The organism is Pedobacter sp. 22163 (assembly GCF_052045595.1).
Classification (GTDB): Bacteria; Bacteroidota; Bacteroidia; order Sphingobacteriales; family Sphingobacteriaceae; genus Pedobacter.
This window is the reverse complement of record NZ_JBQEPM010000011.1, coordinates 190,407-197,506: the sequence shown is the minus strand read 5'-3', so window position 1 is coordinate 197,506 and position 7,100 is coordinate 190,407. Positions and strand designations below refer to the sequence as shown.

Sequence of the window (7,100 nt, the reverse complement as noted above, 5' to 3'; positions counted from 1 at the left end):
CCCATGAACATTAAAAGTGAACATTTCTAATCCGCCAGCCCGTTCCAGAGGAACGCCTCATAGGTAGAAAAAAAATGAAATGTTTTTTCGTTCCGTAGGAACGTTTCGTGTTATGAAATTTGCTATTGCCACCCTGCAACCCCAAATAGCCATTACTGGCCGTGCCACCTAAACCCGATGGCAGCGGGCATGAAATAAAGCGGGCAGCGGGACGAACAACGATTTGAAATACTGACCTTGCTTTTCAAATCACTACCTATCATATTGCGCGGTTAGTGGTAGGCGCTTAGCGTTTAGTAAAAAAAGCGCTTTACGCACTACGCCAAACGCAAAAGTGCTCTTGTATCGCAATAGGCTTTCTTTAAATTGGATATAAAAACTAATTTATATAAGTTTGCTAAAATTTATTAAACAAGAATGGAAAGAAGAACCTTTAAAACCTTTGGTTTACTTGCAACAGCAACTTTGATAACTGCTTTCTCTGCATGCCAGAACAAAGACACTAAAACTACTGAAACTAAAAAAACAGAGGGTACTACTGCAGCGGTTTCTCAAACTGAGAAAATTGTGTACGTAAACTCCGACTCGTTACTTACAAAATATGAATACTTCAAAGACCTAAAAGTGAAATTTGAAGGTAAGACCAAAAATGCTCAGGCAGATATGCAGGCTAAAGGTCAGGCTTTTCAAAGAGAAGTAGCACAATACCAACAATCGGCACAAACTTTATCGGCCGATCAACGTAAAAGTACTGAAGAGCGTTTAGCACGTAAACAACAAGAGCTACAAACTTACCAACAAAATGCTGGTGGTGCTTTACAGAATGAGCAAGCTGCTGAGAACGAAAAACTTTATGATAAAGTGGCTGATTACTTAAAAGGTTATGCTAAAGAAAAAGGTTATAAAATGGTTTTGACTTACTCAAAAGGTAACAGTTCTATTTTATTTGCCGACGAAAGTTTAGATGTTACTTCAGAAGTAATTAAAGGCTTAAACGCAGAATACAGTAAAAAATAAGCGAATAGCGATTAAAATATTAAATGCCCTGTATAAATCGGGGCATTTTTTTTGTGCTGTTTTTTATAAAAGATCAAATTAATATGGACAATCAACATCAGGAATATATGCGGATGGCAATCGAGTTATCTGTACAAAATGTGAGCGAAAGCATTGGCGGGCCTTTTGGAGCTGTGGTGGTAAAAGATGGGAGGTTGATTGCCAAATCGGCAAATAAGGTAACTTCTACCAACGATCCAACTGCACATGCGGAGGTTTCGGCAATCAGGCTGGCCTGTACCGCATTAAATACTTTCGATTTAAGCGGCTGCGTAATTTACACGAGCTGCGAGCCTTGCCCCATGTGTTTAGGTGCAATTTATTGGGCAAAAATCGACACGATTTTTTATGCAAATACCAAGGCTGATGCCGAGCATATTGGTTTTAGTGATAAATTTATTTACGAGGAGCTAGACAAGCCAATGGAAAACAGGAGCCTGCCGGTTATCCAGCTGATGCGCGATGAAGCTTTAACAGCTTTTAAGCTATGGGAAACCTCACCAATGAGGATAGAATACTAAAAACAGAAAAGGTGCCGATAATCAGCACCTTTTCTGTTTGGAATTCATTGTTTATTTACTCGATTCTTTTCCTGCCAGCAATCCGATCATCGAATCTATTTCTTTCACCACACCATCATCAGAGCCAGAGAAACCTACAGCTTTAAACCTGATATTACCTTCCCCATCAATCACAAATTTGGTTGGGATTCCATCCACTTTATAGGCGCTTACCACATCAAATTTGGAAGGGTCTTTTACGTTTTTGGTATCGTACAACACATTAAAATTATATTTCTTTGCCGTAATAAAATCAGTTACCAATTTTTCTCTATTCTCTTCTGTTTGCCATGTATTTACAAACAGGAACACCACATTTGGATTACTGGCGTATTTGTTTAAGGCTTTTTGCATACCTGGGAAAGAAGACACACACGGTCCGCACCAGGTTGCCCAATAATCTAAAATTACGATCTTTCCTTTCAAACTGGCTAAACTTACGCTTTCGCCTTTAAGGTTGGTTAATGAAAATGCAGGGGCTGGAATATTAATCATTTTTTTTACCCATTCTGCACGCTCTTTTTCTAATGCTGCTTTTTCTAAATTGGCCAGGTAATTTTCATAAGTTCCATCTTTCTTTAGTTTAGTATAAAGCATTTTAAATTCGTTTTTTAGCGAATCATTGCCTTTACCCTCTTTAATTAATTTCTCGGCTTCAGTATAAGCTTTATCATCTTGACCATCTTTAATTAAATAAGTTACATAACGTGAAGATACATCGGGCGGAACCGTTGCATATAAAGGAATGGCCTTCTCTTGCATAGCCAAAGCTTCTTTAAATTTTCCCTGATGATATAACAACAGTCCATAAGTATCAGCATACATACCATAAGCGCCGTCTAAATATTTGAGGTATTCTTCTTTAGTGTTGTAATATTTTGGCATCTCATCATTTCTTGATGCTTCTATCAGTTCGAGCGATTGTTTTGAAAGCTGGGCGGCAAGCTCGATATTCTCTTTTTTCTCAGCAGAAGGCCAGGCAAAACTATTGTTATACAAACTTGCCCTGCTCATTTTATCAGTGACCTTTTTGGCGTATTCCTGAAATTTCCCCAAATCCTTAGCATTTACCGCGCTATTAGCCAGCATACTATAAATTGAGTTCAATCTACTTTCATCTACTTTTTTACCTGGATCAAGTTTAAAGGCGGCGACCATTTCTTCGGCTTTTTGTGCTTGCGCAGCAAAATCTTTTGTGCTATAAAGCGAATTCATACCATTATTCCAGGCATAATTTCCTGTAGGGTATTTTTTAATTATGATGGCTTTAACAGAATCTGCCTGAGTTTTTTTCTTTAATAGTGAGTAAAGGCTTAAAGCTGTACCTAAATCTTCCTCTTTTGGTTCTTTTAATTTTGATAATGCAGAAATGTGCTCATTAATCAGCTTGGTTCCATTGCCTACATTGGCTTTGTATTCGGCAGACAAATATTGCTGTAAGTTTTTCTTTTTCAACTCGGGTTTTAAAGCAAAAGCTTGTTTATACAGTGAAACGGCCTTTTCAGGATCGATAGTGAGACCCAAATAGTAATTCCCTGCCAATCCATACAAAAAAGCTTCGTTAAGATAAGCTTCAGCTGGCACTTTCCCTGCTTTAGTGAATTCTAAAACGTAACCAGCAGGCGCTTCATCTTTTTTATCGCCTACCGAAAAAGCAAGTCCAACTAGGGTAACACTATCCGGAGTAGAAATTTCTCCTTTATAAACTGCTCCATCTTTAGTGAGTTCAATTTTATTGCTTTTAGGATTAGCTTTTGAAAAAAAAGTATAACCTGTACATTTCACATCAGCCAAATTTTCGAGATTGGTCCCCTTGGGATCGTAGGTAAATTTAACGGTACTTCCTGCTGCAGGCGTATTAGCAGAAAATTTCACGCCTTGTGCATTTGCTACTCCAGCAGCAAATACGAGTAAGCATAATAATTTTAAGGTTTTCATAATGAAAGGATTAAGTTTTTATCAGGTAACTAAATATATAGTTTATTCTTTATTTTTCAAAGTTATTTTATGTTAAATTTTAAGGAATAATTATTGTAGTAATTAAGCATGACCTACGAACAAAAAATAACGGGTGAATTAGATTTCTGGAAGTTTAAAACCTTGCAGAAACCTTCTCTTTTTAATAAGGTAACCGATAAAGTACAGAAAAAAATAAATAGCTACATTCCCGACAAAGCTCACAATGCCATAACTACTGCAATTAAACAGATGGTCAAGGCTGTGCTTTTTGGTTCAACATTTACCACATCAAAACCGATTACCGATTTAACCTTGATGCACCGCGAGGCATTAATTAAGCAAAAAATAGAAAACTATAAAAAAACAGGTGCTGCAGAAGGCGGAATTACAGGTGCAGGAGGTTTTTTAATGAGCCTGGCAGATTTCCCCCTGTTGCTGGGCATAAAGATGAAGATGCTTTTTGATATTGCCGCAGTTTACGGATACGATGTTAAAGATTACCGCGAACGTTTATATATTTTACACATCTTCCAATTGGCCTTTTCAAGTAAAGAAGAAAGCCAGAATATATTTATGAAAATGCAGGATTGGGATGATAAAGCCCATCAATTGCCAACCAATATTGATGAATTTGACTGGCTTACCTTCCAACAACAATACCGCGATTATATTGATTTAGCCAAACTTGCGCAGATGCTCCCATTTGTAGGAGCAGCAGTTGGTGCAGTTGCCAATTATAAACTGATCGAAAAACTGGGCAAAACGGCAATGATGAGTTACCGAATGAGATATTTCAGTTTACAGTATGCAGTGATCAGTTCGCAAGAAACCGAAAACCGTAAATTGCAAACTGAGAACTAACTAATCCTCCTCTTCGAACATCCCGCCAATCAAATCGTCAGTTTCACGTCGGTCCTTTTTAGTTGGCCGCCCTGTTCCTCTATCGCGTTTTAAGTTTGGTGCATGAAACATCGATTTAAAAGCATGCGTTTCTTCAACGGGTGTTAAATCTTTATACTTTGTTAAGGCTGTTGGCGAATCTGTTCTGTTGTACGAAAGTTCTACCACTTCGATAATTTTCTTTTCGATCCCTTTCGATACCTGATAAACTTCACCCACTTTCACAATAGCAGATGGTTTAATATTCTGCCCTTTGAGTTTCACCCTTCCTGCTTTACAGGCATCGGTGGCCAGGCTCCGTGTTTTAAACAACCTGATCGCCCATAAATATTTATCTATCCTAAGTTTTTCTGTCTCTGTCATAAAATTCAAAAATACATAATTTGGTTAATTCCTATGTTGGTTAATTGTAGAAACTGGTTAATCGGTTAGCTGCAGAATACGCCTTACCACAATTAACCCAATTCATAAGAATTTAACAAATAAGCACCCCGCAGTCCCAGTTAACCAATTCAAACGATTAACCGGTTAACCCTATCCACAAAACAATTTAAACAATAAACCATTTAATAAGCAAAAATTGATTTATTTTGCGTAAAATTTAAAAACATCATGTATTCAGATTTAAAGAAATTAATTGAAGCCGCTTGGGAGGATAGAACCCTTTTAAAATACAGCAACTATTGCGAAGCCATTGAAGCCGTTATTATGGGTCTTGATAAGGGTGAAATCCGCGTTGCTGAGCCAGTTTTAAACTCTTGGGGCATTAATGAATGGGTAAAGAAAGCAGTAATTTTGTATTTCCCGATTCGCGAGATGAAAGAAATTAAAAGTGGTCCTTTCGTTTACCACGATAAAATGGATTTAAAAACCGATTATAAAACAACTGGTGTACGTGTTGTGCCTATGGCAAGTGCGCGTTATGGTGCGTTTTTAGCAAAAGGTGTAATCATGATGCCATCGTACGTAAACATTGGCGCTTACGTTGATGAAGGTACTATGGTTGATACCTGGGCTACTGTTGGTTCTTGTGCACAAATTGGTAAACGCGTTCACTTAAGCGGTGGTGTGGGTATTGGTGGTGTTTTAGAGCCTGTACAAGCTGCTCCGGTTATAATCGAAGATGATGCATTTCTAGGCTCTAGGGCAATTGTGGTAGAAGGTGTTAAAGTAGAAAGAGAAGCTGTTTTAGGTGCTAATGTGGTATTAACTGCATCAACTAAAATTATTGATGTTACCGGCCCTACACCAGTTGAGTATAAAGGAATTGTTCCTGCACGTTCAGTTGTAATACCAGGAAGTTATACTAAAAAATTCCCTGCAGGCGAATTCCAGGTACCTTGTGCTTTAATTATTGGTAAACGTAAAGAAAGTACAGATAAGAAAACTTCACTTAACGATGCGTTGAGAGAAAATAATGTAGCAGTATAAATGGTTTAAGGTATAGGGCTTAAGGTGTAAGGTAACACCCAAAGCCTTAAACCTTTTACCTTAAACCTTACACCTCTAATGAAGATTGGATACGATGGCAAGCGTGCTGCCAATAACTTAACAGGATTAGGCAATTACAGCCGGTCTTTAATTGGGCATTTGGCACATCAGTTTCCTCAGCATCAGTATTTGGTGTACGCTCCAAAAGTAAAATCGGCCAAACAGATTGATGCTTTTCTCACAAATGAAAACATCGAACTGAAGCTTCCAAAAAACGGGCCTTTTTTATGGCGAAGTTTAAATATCCTTAAAGATTTAAATCAAGATGGTTGCCAGATTTATCATGGGCTCAGTCATGAAATTCCATTAGCCATACAACATACCCGGATTAAATCGATCGTTACCATTCATGATTTAATTTTTCTTCGCTTTCCTCAGTATTATAAATTTATAGACCGGAAATTATACGAGTGGAAAAGCAAATCTGCATGTAAACGGGCCAATAAAATTATTGCCATCAGCGAAAAAACAAAAGAAGACATTATTGATTTATACGGGATCAGTCCTGAAAAAATCGAGGTAATTTACCAAAGCTGTGATGACAGTTTCAAAACACCTTTTGCTAAAGAAACTTTAAGCCGCATTAGGGCAACTTATAAACTGCCTGAAAAATACATCTTGAGCGTTGGTACCATTGAAGCGCGTAAAAACCTTAAATTGGCTGTTCAGGCCTTAAAAGAGGTTAATGAGGAGTATAAACTCGTGGTAATAGGCAAACAAACGGTTTATTTTAAAACAGTAGAGAAGGAAATTGAAAAACTCGGCCTTAAAAACAGAATTCTATTCTTAAAAAATATTCCTTTTGCCGATTTGCCTGGTATCTATCAAATGGCAAAAGTTTTTGTTTACCCTTCTCTTTATGAAGGTTTTGGCATTCCAATCATCGAAGCCCTCTATTCTGGGGTTCCTGTAGTCGCAGCAACTGGCTCTTGCCTGGAAGAAGCTGGCGGACCAGATAGCTTATACATTTCACCTGATGATGCTAGCGGACTTGCAAAAGCCATTAATCAAATTCTTGAAAGACCGCAGCTCCAAAAAGAGATGAAGGAAAAAGGGCTGGAATTTGTTCAAAAATTCAACAGCCCTTTAGTTACTCAGCAATTAATGAATTGCTATTTAGATATTTTAACGTAA

7 protein-coding genes are annotated in these 7,100 nt (G+C 37.7%); 5 read left to right on the top strand and 2 right to left on the bottom strand.

The window, feature by feature from the left end; genetic code table 11:
- Positions 1–417 precede the first annotated feature (417 nt).
- Together ACTJKN_RS24335 and ACTJKN_RS24330 are read left to right on the top strand one after the other, a co-directional pair.
- The gene (locus ACTJKN_RS24335) at positions 418–1,017 is read left to right on the top strand and encodes an OmpH family outer membrane protein (RefSeq protein WP_440828258.1); all 600 of its coding nucleotides are present in this window, start codon (positions 418–420) and stop codon (positions 1,015–1,017) included.
- A gap of 83 nt (positions 1,018–1,100) precedes the next feature.
- Positions 1,101–1,577 carry a nucleoside deaminase gene (locus ACTJKN_RS24330; protein WP_440828257.1) on the top strand — a complete coding sequence of 159 codons (477 nt, stop codon included), beginning with the start codon at positions 1,101–1,103 and terminating at the stop codon, positions 1,575–1,577.
- A gap of 51 nt (positions 1,578–1,628) precedes the next feature.
- Here the strand turns inward: ACTJKN_RS24330 and ACTJKN_RS24325 are convergent, their stop codons facing one another.
- The gene (locus ACTJKN_RS24325) at positions 1,629–3,554 is read right to left on the bottom strand and encodes a redoxin domain-containing protein (RefSeq protein ID WP_440828256.1); all 1,926 of its coding nucleotides are present in this window, start codon (positions 3,552–3,554) and stop codon (positions 1,629–1,631) included.
- 108 nt (positions 3,555–3,662) lie between these two features.
- Here ACTJKN_RS24325 and ACTJKN_RS24320 point away from each other — a divergent pair, with 108 nt between their 5' ends.
- Complete coding sequence (locus ACTJKN_RS24320) at positions 3,663–4,436, top strand: EcsC family protein (RefSeq protein WP_440828255.1); 774 nt, start codon at positions 3,663–3,665, stop codon at positions 4,434–4,436.
- Here ACTJKN_RS24320 and ACTJKN_RS24315 read toward each other — a convergent pair whose 3' ends face one another.
- Positions 4,437–4,838, bottom strand: a complete 402-nt coding sequence (locus tag ACTJKN_RS24315; protein ID WP_029279693.1) for an RNA-binding S4 domain-containing protein — start codon at positions 4,836–4,838, stop codon at positions 4,437–4,439. It abuts the gene before it with no gap.
- A 249-nt stretch (positions 4,839–5,087) separates the two neighbouring features.
- Here ACTJKN_RS24315 and ACTJKN_RS24310 point away from each other — a divergent pair, with 249 nt between their 5' ends.
- Positions 5,088–5,906 carry a 2,3,4,5-tetrahydropyridine-2,6-dicarboxylate N-succinyltransferase gene (locus ACTJKN_RS24310; protein ID WP_184469604.1) on the top strand — a complete coding sequence of 273 codons (819 nt, stop codon included), beginning with the start codon at positions 5,088–5,090 and terminating at the stop codon, positions 5,904–5,906.
- A gap of 78 nt (positions 5,907–5,984) precedes the next feature.
- The gene (locus ACTJKN_RS24305) at positions 5,985–7,100 is read left to right on the top strand and encodes a glycosyltransferase family 4 protein (RefSeq protein ID WP_440828254.1); all 1,116 of its coding nucleotides are present in this window, start codon (positions 5,985–5,987) and stop codon (positions 7,098–7,100) included.